15 protein-coding genes and 2 tRNA genes are annotated in these 16,529 nt (G+C 74.0%); 7 read left to right on the top strand and 10 right to left on the bottom strand.

What is annotated here, in order from left to right:
* Positions 1-7: 7 nt before the first annotated feature.
* Positions 8-81, top strand: a tRNA-Met gene (locus F1C76_04375).
* A 151-nt stretch (positions 82-232) separates the two neighbouring features.
* Positions 233-309: transfer RNA gene (locus tag F1C76_04370), tRNA-Met, on the top strand.
* Between the two features lie 50 nt (positions 310-359).
* Here F1C76_04370 and F1C76_04365 read toward each other — a convergent pair.
* A complete protein-coding gene (locus F1C76_04365; protein ID QNG35926.1) occupies positions 360-1,250 on the bottom strand; it encodes an intradiol ring-cleavage dioxygenase in 891 nt (296 codons plus the stop codon).
* Here F1C76_04365 and F1C76_04360 point away from each other — a divergent pair.
* Positions 1,113-2,135, top strand: coding sequence for a thioredoxin domain-containing protein (locus F1C76_04360; GenBank protein QNG35925.1), 1,023 nt, complete (start codon positions 1,113-1,115; stop codon positions 2,133-2,135). The two genes, F1C76_04365 and F1C76_04360, sit on opposite strands and share 138 nt — an antisense overlap.
* On the opposite strand, the gene nhaA is transcribed toward F1C76_04360, so the two are convergent.
* The 4 genes from nhaA to F1C76_04340 form a co-directional block, all read right to left on the bottom strand.
* A complete protein-coding gene (nhaA, locus tag F1C76_04355) occupies positions 2,001-3,380 on the bottom strand; it encodes a Na+/H+ antiporter NhaA (protein QNG35924.1) in 1,380 nt (459 codons plus the stop codon). The genes F1C76_04360 and nhaA overlap by 135 nt on opposite strands.
* Before the next feature lie 45 nt (positions 3,381-3,425).
* A complete protein-coding gene (locus tag F1C76_04350; GenBank protein ID QNG35923.1) occupies positions 3,426-3,920 on the bottom strand; it encodes a VOC family protein in 495 nt (164 codons plus the stop codon).
* A 95-nt stretch (positions 3,921-4,015) separates the two neighbouring features.
* A complete protein-coding gene (locus tag F1C76_04345) occupies positions 4,016-5,167 on the bottom strand; it encodes a cystathionine gamma-synthase (GenBank protein QNG35922.1) in 1,152 nt (383 codons plus the stop codon).
* Positions 5,164-6,579: a cystathionine beta-synthase gene (locus tag F1C76_04340; protein QNG35921.1), complete on the bottom strand. Its 1,416-nt coding sequence runs from the start codon at positions 6,577-6,579 to the stop codon at positions 5,164-5,166. Before F1C76_04340 ends, F1C76_04345 begins: the two co-directional genes overlap by 4 nt.
* Before the next feature lie 97 nt (positions 6,580-6,676).
* Between F1C76_04340 and F1C76_04335 the strand changes: the two genes are divergently transcribed.
* Genes F1C76_04335 through F1C76_04325 form a run of 3 tightly spaced genes read left to right on the top strand, consistent with a single transcriptional unit; the run spans position 6,677 to position 8,992 of the window.
* A complete protein-coding gene (locus F1C76_04335) occupies positions 6,677-7,459 on the top strand; it encodes an aldo/keto reductase (GenBank protein ID QNG35920.1) in 783 nt (260 codons plus the stop codon).
* A 28-nt stretch (positions 7,460-7,487) separates the two neighbouring features.
* Positions 7,488-8,489 (top strand): aldo/keto reductase, encoded by a 1,002-nt coding sequence (locus F1C76_04330; protein ID QNG35919.1) that lies wholly within the window; start codon positions 7,488-7,490, stop codon positions 8,487-8,489.
* Positions 8,486-8,992 (top strand): xanthine dehydrogenase, encoded by a 507-nt coding sequence (locus F1C76_04325; protein ID QNG35918.1) that lies wholly within the window; start codon positions 8,486-8,488, stop codon positions 8,990-8,992. The genes F1C76_04330 and F1C76_04325 overlap by 4 nt, the downstream gene beginning before the upstream one ends.
* 463 nt (positions 8,993-9,455) lie before the next feature.
* On the opposite strand, the gene hisN is transcribed toward F1C76_04325, so the two are convergent.
* Positions 9,456-10,250, bottom strand: coding sequence for a histidinol-phosphatase (hisN, locus tag F1C76_04320; GenBank protein ID QNG35917.1), 795 nt, complete (start codon positions 10,248-10,250; stop codon positions 9,456-9,458).
* Between the two features lie 39 nt (positions 10,251-10,289).
* On the opposite strand from hisN, the gene F1C76_04315 reads away from it, so the two are divergent.
* Complete coding sequence (locus F1C76_04315) at positions 10,290-10,838, top strand: DUF2087 domain-containing protein (protein QNG35916.1); 549 nt, start codon at positions 10,290-10,292, stop codon at positions 10,836-10,838.
* Here F1C76_04315 and F1C76_04310 read toward each other — a convergent pair.
* The 4 genes from F1C76_04310 to F1C76_04295 form a co-directional block, all read right to left on the bottom strand.
* Positions 10,805-12,583 (bottom strand): bifunctional diguanylate cyclase/phosphodiesterase, encoded by a 1,779-nt coding sequence (locus F1C76_04310; GenBank protein ID QNG35915.1) that lies wholly within the window; start codon positions 12,581-12,583, stop codon positions 10,805-10,807. The two genes, F1C76_04315 and F1C76_04310, sit on opposite strands and share 34 nt — an antisense overlap.
* Before the next feature lie 82 nt (positions 12,584-12,665).
* Positions 12,666-13,682 carry a ribosome small subunit-dependent GTPase A gene (rsgA, locus tag F1C76_04305; GenBank protein QNG35914.1) on the bottom strand — a complete coding sequence of 339 codons (1,017 nt, stop codon included), beginning with the start codon at positions 13,680-13,682 and terminating at the stop codon, positions 12,666-12,668.
* Between the two features lie 16 nt (positions 13,683-13,698).
* Entirely contained in the window at positions 13,699-14,988 is a 1,290-nt protein-coding gene (gene aroA / locus F1C76_04300; GenBank protein ID QNG35913.1) for a 3-phosphoshikimate 1-carboxyvinyltransferase, read from the bottom strand.
* 50 nt (positions 14,989-15,038) lie between these two features.
* Positions 15,039-16,451: an NAD-dependent succinate-semialdehyde dehydrogenase gene (locus F1C76_04295; GenBank protein QNG35912.1), complete on the bottom strand. Its 1,413-nt coding sequence runs from the start codon at positions 16,449-16,451 to the stop codon at positions 15,039-15,041.
* Positions 16,452-16,529 lie beyond the last annotated feature (78 nt).

The following is a 16,529-nucleotide window of genomic DNA, read 5'->3' as shown; positions in this document are numbered from 1 at the left end:
CCACCGACGCGGGGTGGAGCAGCTCGGTAGCTCGCTGGGCTCATAACCCAGAGGTCGCAGGTTCAAATCCTGCCCCCGCTACAGATGCAGGACAGCAGGCCCCGGACCTCAGGTCCGGGGCCTGCTGCGTTCCCCGCCCCTGACGAGGAGGGCGCTCCTCGTCGGGGTGGGGACCGTCACGCCGGAAGGGTTGGACGTCGCCGGTGGACGCGGGGTAACGTTCTTCTTGCGACGCGGGGTGGAGCAGCTCGGTAGCTCGCTGGGCTCATAACCCAGAGGTCACAGGTTCAAATCCTGTCCCCGCTACCACCACGGAAGGCCCGGACTCCTCGAGTCCGGGCCTTCTGCGTTGCCCCCGGTCAGTCCCGCAGCAGGGACAGGTCGAAGGTCAGCGTGCGGAACGGGTTGGCCAGCCCCACCTGGTCTGCGCGGGCGGCGTCGTCGACCTCGGGCACCTCGCGCACCAGCGACTCCTTGACCCCGAACACCGCGTCGGAGTCCAAGTAGGGGCTGTCGGCCACGAAGACGTGCGTGGTCACCGTGCGGTGCCCCGCCGCAGCGGCGATGAAGTGCAGGTGCGCCGGCCGGTAGGGGTGCCGACCGGTGGCGGCGAGCAGCCGGCCGACCGGGCCGTCGTCGGGGATCGGGTAGTAGCGGGGGACGACGGAGCGGAACCAGAACCGGCCCTCCACGTCGGTGGTGAACAGCCCCCGGAGGTTCCCGGCCGGCTGCACGTCGGGCTGCTGGACGTCGTAGAAGCCGTCCTCGTTGGTCTGCCAGACGTCCACGGTCGCCCCGGCCAGCGGGTCCCCGTCCGGGCCGGTCACCTGACCGGAGACGAGACAGGGCACCCCCTTGCCGTCGAGGGCGATGTCGTCGCCCAGCTCGCGCACGGGGGAGTCGACCATGTGGAACGGGCCCAGCACGGTCGACTCCGTGGCCGTCCCGCCGGTGCGGTGGTTCACCGTCTCGACCAGCATCGACAGCCCCAGCACGTCCGACAGCAGGATGAACTCCTGCCGGGTCGGGGTGCACGCCTGGCCGGTCTCGGTGAGGAAGCCGACCGCGGCGCCCCACTCGTCCTCGGTGAGCTCGACGTCCTTCACGAAGTCGTGCAGGTGCCGGACCAGCGAGGTGAGCACCGTCTGCAGCCGCGGGTCGGTGGTGCCGGCGAAGGACGCCGCGACCACCTCGGCCGAGCGCTCCTCGCTGAACAGCTCGCGGTCGGGGGTGGTGCTGGGGGAGGGCATGGGGTCTCCTCGACGACGGACGGGGGTCGGCCGGAGTCAAGCCCGCGGGCCCGGGCCCGTCAACGTCGGGAAGCCGCCGCCGGCCGCCGGCGTTGCAGCGCCCATGACGACACCGGACGACACCACCGTGCGGGACGACCCGGCGGACAGCCGGTCCGGGACCGCCTCGGGCGACCGGCGGCCGGGGTCCGCCGGCCACACGCGCGCCGAGGTCGGGACGGGGGAGCGGGCGTGAGCGGGCCCTTCGACGTCCGGCCCGAGGACCACGTCTACGGCTCGCTGGACGCCCCGGTCACCGTGCTCGAGTACGGCGACTACGAGTGCCCGTACTGCGGTGCCGCCGCCCCGGTGCTCAAGGCGCTGGTCGACGGCTCCGACGGCGGGGTGAAGCTGGTGTTCCGGCACTGGCCGCTGGCCGACGTGCACCCCTACGCGCTGACCGCGGCACTGGCCGCGGAGGCCGCGGGTGCCCAGGGCGCCTACTGGGAGATGCACGAGCACCTGTTCGGCCACCAGGACCGGCTGGCCGACGCCGACCTCGCCGGCTACGCCGTCGAGCTGGGGCTGGACCCGTCGCGGGTCACCGGGGAGGCGGCACAGCCTTTTGGCGACAAGGTGGTGGCCGACTTCGAGACCGGGGTGGAGCTGGAGGTGCCGGGGACGCCCACCCTCTTCGTGGACGGCCAGCTCTTCAGCGGCCGCCCGGACCTGGCCTCGCTGCGTCGGGCGATCGGCGCGGCCGGCCAGGGCTCAGACCCGGACGCCGGGCTCGATCCAGGGCCGCGGGGGAAGCGACGGTGGCTCGTCGGACGCCGGCGAGCAGAGCGGGAACCGCTCGCCCAGGGTGCGCAGGAGGACGGTGCCGATCACCGCTGCGGTCAGTGACCCCAGCAGGATGCCGATCTTGGCCTGCTCGCGCAGCAGCTCGTCGTCGAAGGCCAGGTCGGTGATGAACAGCGAGATGGTGAACCCGATCCCGGCCAGCGTGGCGCCGGCCATCAGGTGCGACCAGCGCACCCCGCCCGGGAGCACCCCCCAGCCGGTCTTCAGCGCCACGAACGCCCCCAGGGTGATGCCCACAGCGTTGCCCAGCACCAGCGCGACCGCGATGCCCAGGGTGACCGTGGAGGTGGCCGCGGCCCGCAACGTCTCCGCGTTCAGCACCACCCCGGCGTTGGCCAGCCCGAACACCGGCACGACGAGGTAGGCGGTGTACCGGTGCAGGGACTCCTGCAGCCGGGCGTTGGCGGGCACCGTGGAGGCGACCGCGAGCTTGGTGCTGCGGGCCTTGGACGCGTCGGGGTCCTCGCGCAGGGCGCGGCCGAACGCCGCCGTCCGGTCGATCTCCTTGCGGGACGGCGGCCGGGCGGGCAGCAGCAGGCCGACCAGGACGCCGGCCAGCGTGGCGTGCACCCCGGACTCGTGGACGGCCAGCCAAAGCGCGATGCCGGTCAGCACGTAGGGGGTCAGCTTCCACACGCCCAGCCAGCGCAGCACCAGCAGGGCGACGACCAGCAGGCCGGCCACGGCCAGGGCGGGCAGCACGATCTCGTCGGAGTAGAACAGCGCCATCACGCTGATCGCACCGATGTCGTCGACGATCGCCAGGGTCAGCAGGAACAGCCGCAGCCGGTCGGGGCAGCGTGGGCCGAACAGCGCCAGCACGCCGAGCACGAAGGCGGTGTCGGTGCTCATCACGATGCCCCAGCCCGAGGCCGCCTCCCCGCTCGGGTTGAAGGCCAGGTACACCAGCGCGGGGACGGCGAGGCCGCCCAATGCGCCCAGGGCGGGTGCGGCGACCGAGCGCCGGTCGCGGAGCTCGCCGGTGGCCACCTCGCGGGTGATCTCCAGCCCCACCACGAGGAAGAACAGCGCCATGGCGCCGTCGTTGACCCAGTGCCGCAGGTCCATCGACAGCTCCACGTCCCCGATGCCCAGCGAGGCGGGGGTGGACCAGAACGTGTCGTACCCGGCGGCCCACGGCGAGTTGGCCCAGGCCAGGGCCAGCAGGGTGCCGACGAGCAGCAGCGCCGAGCCACCGGCCTCGGTGCCCATGTAGAGCCTGGAGGACGGGGACAGCGTGGGGACCGAGACGCGCAGTGCGGGTCCGGGGCGGGGGGCCTGGGTCATGCGGGTGCCTCCCGGTCGAGTGTCAGCGGCTGCGCAACCCCGTCATCACAGCACGTGTTCCCCGTACATCTCACCCAGTGGGTCGGCGATGAGCTCGATGCGGGCACCGTCGGGGTCGCGGAAGTAGACCGAGACCCCCGAGTGGACGACGTGCTCGACGCCGGCCTCGGTCAGCTTCGCGACCAGGGCCTCCCAGCGGGTGGGCTCGACGCTGATCGCCACGTGGTGCAGCCCGCCGAGCACCTCGGCGTAGGGGCCGACGTCCAGGCCGGGGAAGTCGAAGAACGCCAGCAGGTTCGAGTTGCCGATGTCGAAGAAGAAGTGCGAGCTGCCCGGGTAGTCCCGGTTGTCGATCAGCTCGGTCAGCGGGAAGCCCAGCACGCCCTGGTAGAAGGCGACGGTGGCCTCGACGTCGCTGCTGATCAGCGCGGTGTGGTGCAGGCCGCGGGCGGTGGAGGCCGGTCGCTCGCCGGCCGGGCGCAGGTGCTGCTCGCGGATCCGGGCGCGGGTCGCCTCGATGGCGGCCAGGTCGATGGTCATGCGTTCAACCATCTCACCGCAGACCCGCGCCGTCCAGGCGTCCTGTGGCCCTGCAGGGGCGCAGCACGCCTGGAGGGCGGGAGTCTGCGGGCGGATCAGGCGAGCATCTGCTCCAGGTCGGCGATGAGGTCCTCGGCGTCCTCGATGCCCACCGAGAGGCGCACCAGGTCGGCGGGGACCTCCAGGGCGCTGCCGGCCACCGAGGCGTGCGTCATCCGGTGCGGGTGCTCCACCAGGGACTCCACGCCGCCCAGGGACTCGGCCAGGGTGAACACCTGCGCCCGCTCGCAGACCGCCAGGGCGGCCTCCTCGCCGGCGGCCAGCCGGAACGACAGCATCCCGCCGAAGCCGGACATCTGGCGCGCCGCGATCTCGTGGCCGCGGTGCTCGGGCAGGCCGGGGTAGAGCACGGAGGACACGGCCGGGTGCGCGGTGAGGAAGTCGACCACCCGGGCCGCGTTGGCCTGGTGCCGGTCCATCCGCACCCCGAGGGTCTTGATCCCGCGCAGCACCAGCCAGGCGTCGAAGGGCCCGGCCACGGCACCCATCGCGTTCTGGTGGAAGGCCAGCCGCTCACCGAGCTCGGCGGAACCGGCGACCAGCGCGCCGCCGACGACGTCGGAGTGCCCGCCGAGGTACTTCGTCGTGGAGTGCACCACGACGTCGGCCCCCAGCGTCAGCGGCTGCTGGAGGTAGGGCGAGGCGAAGGTGTTGTCCACCGCGAGCAGCGCGCCGTGCTCGTGCGCGAGCTGGGCCAGACCGGCGATGTCGGCGATGCCGAGCAGCGGGTTGGTCGGCGTCTCGCACCAGATGAGCTTGGTGTTCGGGCGCAGGGCGGCGCGGACGGCGTCCAGGTCGCCCAGGTCGACCGGGGTGTGGTCGACGCCCCAGCGGCCCAGCACCTTGCTGATCAGCCGGAAGGTGCCGCCGTAGGCGTCGATCGGGATGACCAGGTGGTCGCCCGGGTCGAGCACCGTGCGCAGCAGCGCGTCCTCGGCCGCCAGCCCGGAGGCGAAGGCCAGCCCGGTCGTGCCCTGCTCCAGCGAGGCCAGCGCCTCCTGCAGCGCGGTGCGGGTCGGGTTCGCGCTGCGGCTGTACTCGTAGCCCTCGCGCAACCCCCCGACGCCGTCCTGCTTGTAGGTGCTCGTCAGGTGGAGCGGGACGACGACGGCGCCGGTGGTCGGGTCGGGCTCCTGGCCGGCGTGGATCGCCCGGGTGGAGAAGCCCTGCGTGGGCTCGGAGGTCATGCCGTCACCGTAGGAGGCACCGCGGCGGGGATGCCGGCGAGATGGCCGAGCACGTCCTGCCGGGTGACGACACCGGCGGGCTTCCCGTCCTCGTGCACCAGCAGCGCGTCGGCGCCACCGAGGGCCGCGACCGCGGCGGACACCGGCTCGCCGGAGCCGATGATCGGCAACGGCGAGCTCATGTGCTTCTCCAGGGTGTCCGACAGCGCGGCCGAACCGGAGAACAGCGCGTCCAGCAGCGCCTTCTCCTCGACCGAGCCGACCACCTCGCCGGCGGTCACCGGCGGCTCCGCCCGGACGACCGGCATCTGCGAGACGCCGTACTCGCGGAGGATGTCGATCGCCTCGCGGACGGTCTCGGTGGGGTGGGTGTGCACCAGGGCCGGCAGTGCGTCGCCGTCGCCGGACTTGGCGCGCAGCAGCTCGCCGACGGTCTCGCCGTCCGCGGCCTCGACGAAGCCGTAGTCGGCCATCCACTCGTCGTCGAAGATCTTCTTGAGGTACCCGCGGCCGCCGTCGGGCAGCAGCACGACCAGCACGTCGTCCGCGGTGAGCTTCTCGGCCACCCGCAGCGCGGCGACCACGGCCATCCCGCAGGAGCCACCGACCAGCAGGCCCTCCTCGCGGGCCAGGCGACGGGTCATGGCGAACGAGTCGCCGTCGGAGACCGCGACGATCTCGTCGGCGACGGTCTGGTCGTAGGTGGTGGGCCAGAAGTCCTCGCCCACGCCCTCGACCAGGTAGGGCCGACCGGTGCCGCCGGAGTAGACCGAGCCCTCGGGGTCGGCGCCGATGACCTGCACGCGCCCGTCGGAGGCCTCCTTGAGGTAGCGCCCGACGCCGGAGATGGTGCCGCCGGTGCCCGCACCGGTGACGAAGTGGGTGACCCGGCCGTCGGTCTGCGCCCAGATCTCCGGGCCGGTGGTCTCGTAGTGGCTCTGCGGGTTGGCCGGGTTGGAGTACTGGTCGGGCTTCCAGCCACCGGGGGTCTCCCGGGCCAGCCGGTCGGACACCGAGTAGTAGGAGCGGGGGTCGCTCGGGTCGACCGCGGTCGGGCAGACCACGACCTGCGCCCCGTAGGCCCGCAGCGTGTTGATCTTGTCCGAGCTGACCTTGTCCGGGCAGATGAAGATGCACTTGTAGCCGCGCTGCTGCGCCACGATGGCCAGGCCCACGCCGGTGTTGCCGCTGGTCGGCTCCACGATGGTGCCGCCGGGCTGCAGGGCACCCGAGGCCTCGGCCGCGTCGATCATCCGGACGGCGATGCGGTCCTTGACCGAGCCGCCGGGGTTGACGTACTCGACCTTCGCCAGCACGAGGGGGGCGTCGGGGCCCAGGTGGTCGGTGACCTTGGTCAGTCGGACGAGCGGGGTGTTCCCGATCAGGTCGACGACGGACTCGGCGTACTGCACGGGAGGTCCTCCAGCGTGGGGGTGGGGCGGCCGGGGTCCCCGGTCCCTGCCGACGATCCCACGTGTCGGGCCACCCCTGGCAGGGCAGGGCCCGGGCATGACCGATCACACCCAGCCCACCGCCGCTCTCCCCGGGGGTGGCGCGATGCCGCTGCTCGGTTTCGGCACCTGGCAGATCACCGGCAGCGCCTGCACCGACGCCGTCCGGGCCGCCCTGGAGGCCGGCTACCGGCACCTGGACACCGCCACGATGTACCGCAACGAGGCCGAGGTCGGCCGCGCGCTGGCCGAGTCCGGCGTCGCCCGGGACGAGGTCTTCCTGACCACCAAGCTGCCGCCGGACCGGGCCGACGCCGCGCAGGCCACCCTGGACGCCTCGTTGGCCGCGCTGGGCGTCGAGGCCCTCGACCTGTGGCTCGTGCACTGGTCCACGGGCGGGGACGACGTCGCCGTGTGGCGGGAGTTCGTCGCCGCCCGGGACGCCGGTCGGACCCGCGACATCGGGGTCAGCAACTTCACCCTGGCGATGCTCGACGAGCTGGCCGAGGCCACCGGGGTGATGCCGGCGGTCAACCAGGTCCGCTGGGCGCCCTCGCTCTTCGACGCCGACGTGCTCGAGGGCCACCGGCAGCGCGGGGTGGTGCTGGAGGGCTACAGCCCGTTCAAGAGCACCGACCTCGCCGACCCGGTGCTCACCGGGATCGCCGACGCGCACGGGGTGAGCTCTGCCCAGGTGGTGCTGCGCTGGCACCTGGACCACGGCGTCGTCGTCATCCCCAAGTCGGTCACCCCGGCGCGGATCAGCGCCAACGCCGACGTCCTCGGGTTCGCCCTCACCGACGCCGAGCGGGACGCCGTGGACGAGCTGTCCCGTGGCTGACACCGCCGGGCAGGCGCAGGATCGGGGCATGACCGCACCGATCGCACGACGCAGGCTGGGCGAGCTCGAGGTCTCCGCGCAGGGGCTGGGCTGCATGGGGATGAGCCAGTCCTACGGGGCCGCCGACCGCGACGAGTCCCTCGCCGTCCTGGACCGCGCGCTGGACCTGGGCATCACCTTCTGGGACACCTCGGACGTCTACGGGGACGGGCACAACGAGGAGCTGCTCGCCGAGCGGCTGCGCACCCGCCGGGACGACGTCCAGCTGGCCACCAAGTTCGCGCTGTCCCGGGACGCGTCCGGGGCGATGGTCACCGACGGCCGCCCGGAGAACGTGTACGCCCGCTGCACCGACAGCCTGCGCCGCCTCGGTGTGGACACCATCGACCTCTACTACCAGCACCGCGTCGACCCGCAGGTGCCGATCGAGGACACCGTCGGCGCGATGGCCGAGCTGGTGCAGCAGGGCAAGGTCCGGTACCTGGGCCTGTCCGAGGCATCGGCCGAGTCGGTCCGCCGGGCCGCTGCGGTGCACCCGATCACCGCGCTGCAGAGCGAGTGGTCGCTGTGGACCCGGGACCTCGAGTCCTCGGGCGTGCTGGCCGAGGCGCGTGCGCACGGGATCGGCATCGTGCCGTTCTCCCCGCTGGGCCGGGGCTTCCTGACCGGTGCGATCACCAGCCCGGCCGACTTCGGGGACGACGACTTCCGCAAGGACATGCCGCGCTTCCAGGGCGAGGCGTTCCAGGCCAACCTGCGCCTGGTGGAGGCCGTGACGGCGATGGCGGGGGAGAAGGGCGTGACCGCTGGGCAGCTCGCGCTGGCCTGGGTGCTCGCCCAGGGCGACGACGTCGTCCCGATCCCGGGCACCAAGCGGCGCACCTACCTGGCGGAGAACGCCGGCGCGGACGCCGTCGAGCTCACCGACGCCGACCTGGCGCGCCTGGAGGAGATCGCCCCGCCCGGTGCCGCCGAGGGCGGTCGTTACGCCAACGCCGGTTACGCCTACGGCGACAGCCCGGCGCGATGAGCGACCCGACCTGCGGGGTGGCCCACGGGCACTCCGCCGGCGAGCCCGCGGCCGACCGCGTGCTGGTCGCGGTCTTCGCCTCCCCGGTCGCTGCGGCGCTGCTGCGGCTGGGTGCGGAGTGCGGTTACGCACCGGTGCTGGTCGACCCGGCGGGGCGGGAGGTCGACGGGCTGCCGGAGGGCACCGTCGTGCTGACCGCGGTGCCCGACGAGCCGCACGCCGACGTGGTGGCCTGCGACCACCACCGCGAGGAGCTGGGCGGGGTCCTCCGCGACGCGCTGGCGGTGCGCAACCGGTGGATCGGGGTGATGGGCAACCCGCACCACGAGGGTCCGCACGTCGCCGCGCTCGCCGCCCTGGGGGTGCCGGACGCCGAGGTGGCCCGGGTGAACCGGCCGATCGGGCTCAACATCGGCTCCCGGGCCCCGGCGGAGATCGCGGTGTCCACGCTGGCCGGGCTGCTCGCCGACCGCAACGGACGCCCCGGCGGGTTCGACTTCTGACCCGGGTGGCCGGTCGGGGCGGCTGCTGTCTCGACCTCCGCCCGAGGGTCATCCCGTCCGCCGGGGGCGCCGGTGGGCAGGTCTGCCCGCCCGGCGTCCACCCCCTGGTCGATCGGCAGCCCCCTCGTCCACACCTGGGCCGACACGTGCGACGGCCGTCGGGCCGAAGCCCGGCGGACCGACACGTGGGCGGAACGCCGCGACCCGCACCGACGTTGACGTCAGCGGTCGGACCGACCGGGTCCCAGCACGAGGAGGATGTGCGCCATGCCGCTCATCGACAAGATCATGAAGTTCGCCAAGAGCCCGCAGGGTCAGCGAGCGATCCGGCAGGCCACCGACAAGGCCCAGCAGTTCGCCAAGGACCCGAAGAACCGCGCCAAGATCGACGACGTCCGGCGTCGTCTGCAGGGCGGCGGCTCGAAGGGGACCGGCACCCGCTGAGGCCGGGCGGTGCTCGCCCTCAGCGGGGGGCGAGCGCCGTCAGCACCTCGCCGTGCAGGTGGCCGTTGGTGGCCACCGCGGACCCACCGGCCGGGCCCGGGGTGCCGTCCAGGTCGGTGAACGTCCCACCGGCCTCCCGCACGATGACGTCGATCGCCGCGATGTCCCACAGCGACACCTCGGGCTCGCAGGCCACGTCGACCGCGCCCTCGGCGAGCATCGTGTAGCTCCAGAAGTCCCCGTAGGCGCGGGTCCGCCACACCGAGCGGGTCAGGTCGAGGAAGCCGTCGAGCCGGTCGCGCTCCTCCCAGCCCGAGAGGCTGGAGTAGCTGAGGCTGGCGTCGGCGAGGCTGTCGACGCCCGAGACGTGGCAGCGGGTCGCGGACTCCAGCCGCCGCCCGGTGTAGGCGCCCACCCCGGCGGCGGCCCACCAGCGGCGGCCCAGCGCCGGTGCGCTGACCATGCCGACCACCGGGACGTCGCCGTCCAGCAGGGCGATCAGGGTGGCCCAGACCGGCACGCCGCGAACGAAGTTCTTCGTCCCGTCGATCGGGTCGACCACCCAGCGGCGGGCACCGTGCCCGGTGGTGCCGAACTCCTCGCCCTGTACGGCGTCCCGGGTGCGGGTACGGCCCAGCGAGCTGCGCAGCTGCTGCTCCACCGCGCGGTCGGCATCGGTCACCGGGGTCAGGTCGGGCTTGGTGTCGATCACCAGGTCCTGGGCCTTGAACCGGTCGAGGCTGATCGCGTCGGCCTGGTCGGCCAGCACGTGGGCCAGCTGCATGTCCTCGGTGTAACCCCGCGAGCCCGTCATGGGGCGACCGTACTGGCGGCCTCGTTCTACCGTCGGGCGGTGAGTCCTGCCCCCGATGCCGCCAAGCTGGTCGGCCTGCTCGCCGACGACACCCGGCTGGCCGTCGTCGCGGCCTTGGCCCTGGGTGCCACCGACATCGGCTCGGTCGCGGAGGCCACCGGGCTGACCGGCACCCAGGTCGCGCTGGCCGCCCGCCGACTCGGCCGCGGCGGCCTGGTCCGCCGGGACGGCACCGGCCTGGAGCTGCGCCGGGAGCTCTTCGGTGCCGCGGCCCGCGGTGCCGCCGAGGCCACGCCGCCGCCGGAGCCGCTGTCGTCGGATCCGGCCGAGGACGCCGTGCTGCAGACCTTCATCACCGACGGCCGGCTGACCTCGATCCCGGTGCCCCGGGCCAAGCGCCGGATCGTGCTCGAGCACCTGGTCCGGGTCTTCGAGCCCGGCCTCCGCTACCCCGAGCGCGAGGTCAACGCCCTGCTCGCGGTCTGGCACCCGGACACCGCGGCGCTGCGCCGGTACCTCGTGGACGGCGACCTGCTGAGCCGGGACGCCGGCGTCTACTGGCGCAGCGGCGGCCCGGTCGACGTCTGAGCCCCTTCCCGGAGGAGCTCCCGCAGGCCGGCGACGGGGGAGGGCCGGTGGAACAGGAAGCCCTGGGCGTAGCGGCACCCCAGGGCGCGCAGGCGTTCGGCCTGCTCCGGGGTCTCGACCCCCTCGGCGATCACCTGCAGGTCCAGCGCCTCGGCCATGCCGACGATGCTGCGCATCAGCCGGGCCCGGCGGGTCGAGGTGGTCAGGGCGGCGGTGAACGAGTCGTCCAGCTTGAGGTAGTCCGCCGGCAGGGTGTCCAGCCGGGCCAGCGAGGAGAAGCCGGTGCCGAAGTCGTCGATCGCCACGGACACACCCGTGTCCCGCAGGGCGGTCAGCGCGGCCACCGCCGCGGCGGAGTCGGCCTCGACCAGGCTCTCGGTGACCTCGAGGACCAGGGACGCCGCGGGCCAGCCGGCCGCGGTGAGGGCCGAGCGCACGTCGCCGGGGAAGTCGGGGTCGCACAGCTGGTGGCCGGAGACGTTCACCGTGAGCAGCAGCCGGTGGCCGGTCTGCCGGTGCAGCTCGGCGAGGTCGCGGCAGGCCTGGTCCAGCACCCGGCGACCCAGCACGTCGATCAGACCGTGGTCCTCGGCCAGCGGCACGAAGCGAGCCGGGCTCTGCGCCCCCAGGGTCGGGTGCTCCCACCGGGCCAGCGCCTCGACGCCGACGAGCTGCCCCGACCCGACGGCCACGATGCCCTGGTAGTACACCTCCAGTCCGGACTCGCCGGGGTCGGCGGCCAGAGCGGCGGTGAGCTCGGCCACGAGCGGGTCCGGGCCCTGGTCGTCGAGCACGCTGCGGCCACGGCCGGTGTTCTTGGCCTGGTACAGCGCTCCGTCCGCGCGCCGCATCAGCTGGGCCACGGTCTCGCCCGGACGCCACTGGGTCACCCCGCAGGACAGCCCCACCCCCGGGACGGCGTACCGCAGCTGCTCCACCACGGCCAGGGCCACCGGTCCGGTCGCGTCGGGCAGCAGCAGGGCGAACTCGTCCCCGCCGTGCCGGGCGAGGACCGCACCGGCGGGCAGCGCGGGCCGCCACCGGGACGCCACCGACTGGAGGAGGTCGTCCCCGGCCGAGTGGCCGGAACGGTCGTTGACCGCCTTGAAGTGGTCCAGGTCCAGCAGCGCGGCCGACAGGGGCAGGCCCGAGCGTCGACAGCCCCGCACCAGGTCGGTGGCGGCCTCGTCGAAGCCCCGACGGTTGGCCAGGCCGGTGAGCGGGTCCCGGCCGGCGCTGGACGCCCGCTGGACGAGCCCGCCCACCACGACGGCGACGGCGAGCAGCACCAGGTCCACCACGACCACGGCGCTGACCGGGACCGTCGGGCGGGACGCGAGGGCGACCGTGAGGGTCGTGACCAGCCACCCGAGCTGCGCCACCGCCCCGGGCCAGCCGAAGAAGAAGAAGGCGTCCAGCGCGACGAACGCACCGATCGCCGCCCCGGCCACTGCGGTCGCCGGTCCGGGTGACGCGACCACCGTGACGGTGATGAGCGCGGTCCCGGCAGCGACCAGGCCGTGGTAGGCCCAGCGGGGCAGGCGCCGTCCCGACCAGCTCACCACGGCACCGGTGACCGCAGCCGTGGCCGCGACCGCGAGCAGCACGCCCGCGCCCGGCCGGGGCCAGGCGGCCGAGCCCAGCACCAGGACGGCCAGGGCGCCGGCGAGGTAGAGACCACCGGTCACCCGGGCCATCACGCGGGGGGTGGCCACCTCGGGGGCGGCTCGACGGTGGGCGGACACGCAGGACACATCGGCTGTTTCCGGACAGACCGGATCCGGAAACGGTAGTTACTCCCTCGTGCGGGCCACCCCGGCGGTGCCGCTACCAGTTCGGGGTCTGGCTGACCGCCGCGACCAGGCGGCGGAAGCTGCCCAGCCGCTCGGCCCGGGCGGGCGGGCCCTCGGCGGCCCACTCGTCCAGGGCGCAGTCGGGGACGTCGGCCGTGTGCGCGCACAGCGGCGGGCAGTCCCGGGCGACCTCGGCCAGGTCGTCGAAGGAGGCCAGCACGTCGGCGGGGTCGGTGTCGGCCAGGCCGAAGCTGCGGATGCCCGGGGTGTCGATGACCATCCCGCCGCCGGGCAGGTCCAGCAGCACCGCCGAGGACGACGTGTGCCGGCCCTTGCCGACCTTGCTCACCCCGCCGGTGGCCCGGTAGGCGTCGGGCACCAGCCGGTTGACCAGGGTCGACTTGCCCACCCCGGACTGCCCGACGAACACGCTCATCCGCCCGTCCAGCCGCGGCTGCAGCTCGGCCAGGGTGGTGTCCTGGGAGACCGCGATCGCCTCCACCTCGAGCCCGGCGTAGCGGGCCAGCAGCTCGTCGGGGCTGCCCAGGTCGGCCTTGGTCAGGCAGAGCAGCGGGGTCAGCCCGCCGGAGAACGCGGCGACCAGGCAGCGGTCGAGGAAGCCGACGTGCGGCTCGGGGTCGGTGATCGCGGTGACCACCACGAGCTGGTCGGCGTTGGCCACGACGACCCGCTCGGTGGGGTCGGTGTCGTCGGCGGTGCGCCGCAGCGTGGTGGCACGGGGCTCGATCACCACGATGCGGGCCAGGCTGTCGGTGCGACCGCTGGTGTCCCCGACCAGGCGCACCCGGTCGCCGGTGACGACACCGTGCTTGCCCAGCTCGCGGGCCCGCATCGCGGTGACCTCGACGTCCCCGCCCTCGGGCCCGGTGACCCGCACGCTCATCCGACCGCGGTCGACCCCGACCACCAGGCCGGGGACGGCGTCGTCGTGGCTGGGCCGGGTGCGGGTGCGCGGCCGGGAGCCGCGGCGGCCCGGGCGGACCCGGACGTCGTCCTCGTCGGAGCGGCTGTCGAACGTGCGGCCGGCCATCAGAACGCCCGCCCGGTCAGGACGACACCGCAGTGCCGGCAGCGAGGCCGGCGCCGAGCAACCCGGCCCACCGGTCGGTGAAGTCGGGCAGCGTCTTGGTGACCGCTCCGGGGTCGCGCACCACCACGCCGTCGGCGACCAGGCCCAGCACCGCCGCGACCATCACCATCCGGTGGTCGGCGTAGGAGTCGAGCTCGGCGGCGTGCACCGGGTCGGGGGTGATCTCCAGGCCGTCGGGCAGCTGGACGACCCGGGCCCCCACGGCGGTCAGCACCTCGTCGAGGGCCTGCAGGCGGTCGGTCTCGTGGCCGCGCAGGTGGGCGATGCCGGTCAGCCGGGACGGGCCGTCGGCCAGGGCGCAGAGGGCGGCCAGCACCGGGGTCAGCTCGCCCACCTCGGAGAGGTCGGCGACCAGCGGGCGGACCGACGTGCCGCCGGCGACCTGCAGCCCGTCCGCGGTGCGCTGCACGTCGGCGCCCATCACGGTGAGCAGGTGCTCGAGCTGGGCCCCGGGCTGGGTGGTGCGCAGCGGCCAGTCCCGGACGGTCACCCGCCCACCGGTGACCAGCGCGGCGGCCAGGAACGGGGCGGCGTTGGACAGGTCGGGCTCGACCACCCGGTCCACGGCCGCGACCGGGCCGGGGTGCACCCGCCAGCCGGTGTCGGTGCGGTCGACCAGCACACCGTGCTCGGCCAGGGTCTCCACCGTCATCTGCACGTGCGGCATCGACGGCACGCCCCCGGTGAGGCGCAGGTCCAGGCCCTCGGTGAACCGGGCCGCGGCCAGCAGGAGGCCGCTGACCACCTGGCTGGACTCGCTGGCGTCCACGGTGACCGTGCCGCCGCGCACCGCGCCGGTGCCCTGCACGGTGAACGGGGCCCTGCCGCGGCCGCCGTCCTCCACGGTCACCCCGGCGCCGCGCAGCCCCTCGATGAGACCGGCGTTCGGCCGGTCCCGGAGCCGCTCGTCGCCGTCGAGGGTGACCGGGCCGTCGGCCAGGGCGGCCACCGGCGGCAGGAACCGGAGCACCGTGCCGGCCAGGCCGGCGTCGACGGTGGCCGGGCCGCGCAACGGACCGGGGGTGACCAGCCAGTCGTCGCCGTCGACCTCGATCCCGACCCCGAGGGCGCGCAGACCCTCGGCCATCAGGTCGGTGTCCCGGGCGCGCAGCGGGCGCACCAGCCGGGAGGGGCCCTCGCTGATCGCGGCGAGCACCAGGGCCCGGGCGGTGATCGACTTGGAGCCGGGCAGGGTGACGACGGCGTCGACCGGCGCGGGGTGGTGCGGCGTCGTCCAGCTGGTCATGCCGCCCATCCTGCCCGCCGCCGGGACGCCGTCGACGCCCTGCCCGCCGCTCACCTCGTCGCCGGCAGGGTGCGGACCAGGCGGCGGTTGGCGAACTCGAACATGCCGAGCTCGGAGAGCTCACGACCGTAGCCCGAGCGCTTCACCCCGCCGAAGGGCAGCTCGGGGGAGGAACCCGACGGCTGGTTGATCCAGACCATCCCGGACTCCAGCCGGTCGGCCACGCCGCGGGCGCGCTCGGCGTCCCCGCTGTAGACCACCGCGGAGAGCCCGTAGGAGCTGTCGTTGGCCAGCGCCACGGCGGCGTCCTCGTCGGCGACCTTGTAGAGCACCGCGGCCGGACCGAACAGCTCCTCGGAGTACGCCCGCATCTCCGGGGTGACGTCGGCGAGCAGGGTGGCCTCGACGAAGGCGCCGGCGTGGTCGGGGCGGCCACCGCCGGCCAGCACGGTCGCGCCCTTGTCGACGGCGTCCTGGATCTGGGCGGCCAGCTCGGCCGCGGCCTTCTCGGTGGACAGCGGGCCCAGCGTGGTCGCCGGGTCGGCCGGGTCGCCGGGGGTGAAGGAGGAGAACGCCTGGGTCATGCCGGCGACGAAGTCGTCGTACACGTCCTCGAGCACGATGATCCGCTTCGCCGCGATGCAGGCCTGGCCGGTGTTGGCCATCCGGCCCATCGTGGCGGCCTTGACCGTGCGGCCCAGGTCGGGGGTGTCCAGCACGACGAACGGGTCGCTGCCACCGAGCTCGAGCACCGACTTCTTCAGGTGCTTGCCGGCCAGCGAGGCCACCGAGGACCCGGCCTTCTCGCTGCCGGTGAGCGTCACGCCCTGCACGGCGGGGTGCGCGATGACGCTCTCCACGTCGGAGATGGCCAGGAAGACGTTGGTGTAGACGCCCTGGGGGGCACCGGCGTCCCGGAAGAGCTCCTCGAGCGCGAGGGCGCACTGCGGGTTGTTCTCGGCGTGCTTGAGCAGGATCGTGTTGCCCAGCGTCAGGTTCGGGCCGGCGACCCGGACCACCTGGTAGAGCGGGTAGTTCCAGGGCTCGATGGCCAGCAGCACACCCGTCGGCTCGTTGACGACGACGGCCTCGCCCTTCATCACCTGGATCGTGCGCTCGGCGAGGAACTCCTCGGCGTGGTCGGCGTAGTAGCGCAGGATGCTGGCCGCCAGCTGCACCTCACCGGCCGCCTCCTGGATGCGCTTGCCCATCTCGCGGGTGATCAGCGCGGCCAGGGCGTCGGTGCGCTCGAGCATGAGGTCCGCGGCCCTCCCGACCACGGCGGCCCGCTCGGCGACGCTGCGCCGGCGCCACTCGAGGAAGGCGGTGTGCGCCCGCTCCACGACGGCGGGCACGTCGGCGGTGGCCAGGGCGGGGAACTCCCGCTCGGTCTCCCCGGTGAAGGGGTTGACCGTGGCGTAGGCGCGATCGGTGCTGGGGGAGTCCTGTGTCGTGCTGGTCACGGAGGTGCCTCTCGTCGAACGGGTGCGTCCGTCCAGTCCTACCCGTGGGGTCCGACAGCACGCACTATCGGCGGGCGC

This window comes from Geodermatophilaceae bacterium NBWT11 (assembly GCA_014218215.1).
GTDB lineage: Bacteria > Actinomycetota > Actinomycetes > Mycobacteriales > Geodermatophilaceae > Klenkia.
This window is presented reverse-complemented; position numbering and strand designations above follow the sequence as displayed.

Coding starts and splice junctions, on each gene's coding strand:
- F1C76_04365 (QNG35926.1), bottom strand. CDS start 1,250: ATGCCCTCCCCCAGCACCACCCCCGACCGCGAGCTGTTCAGCGAGGAG.
- nhaA (QNG35924.1), bottom strand. CDS start 3,380: ATGACCCAGGCCCCCCGCCCCGGACCCGCACTGCGCGTCTCGGTCCCC.
- F1C76_04350 (QNG35923.1), bottom strand. CDS start 3,920: ATGACCATCGACCTGGCCGCCATCGAGGCGACCCGCGCCCGGATCCGC.
- F1C76_04345 (QNG35922.1), bottom strand. CDS start 5,167: ATGACCTCCGAGCCCACGCAGGGCTTCTCCACCCGGGCGATCCACGCC.
- F1C76_04335 (QNG35920.1), top strand. CDS start 6,677: ATGACCGATCACACCCAGCCCACCGCCGCTCTCCCCGGGGGTGGCGCG.
- F1C76_04330 (QNG35919.1), top strand. CDS start 7,488: ATGACCGCACCGATCGCACGACGCAGGCTGGGCGAGCTCGAGGTCTCC.
- F1C76_04325 (QNG35918.1), top strand. CDS start 8,486: ATGAGCGACCCGACCTGCGGGGTGGCCCACGGGCACTCCGCCGGCGAG.
- hisN (QNG35917.1), bottom strand. CDS start 10,250: ATGACGGGCTCGCGGGGTTACACCGAGGACATGCAGCTGGCCCACGTG.
- rsgA (QNG35914.1), bottom strand. CDS start 13,682: ATGGCCGGCCGCACGTTCGACAGCCGCTCCGACGAGGACGACGTCCGG.
- aroA (QNG35913.1), bottom strand. CDS start 14,988: ATGACCAGCTGGACGACGCCGCACCACCCCGCGCCGGTCGACGCCGTC.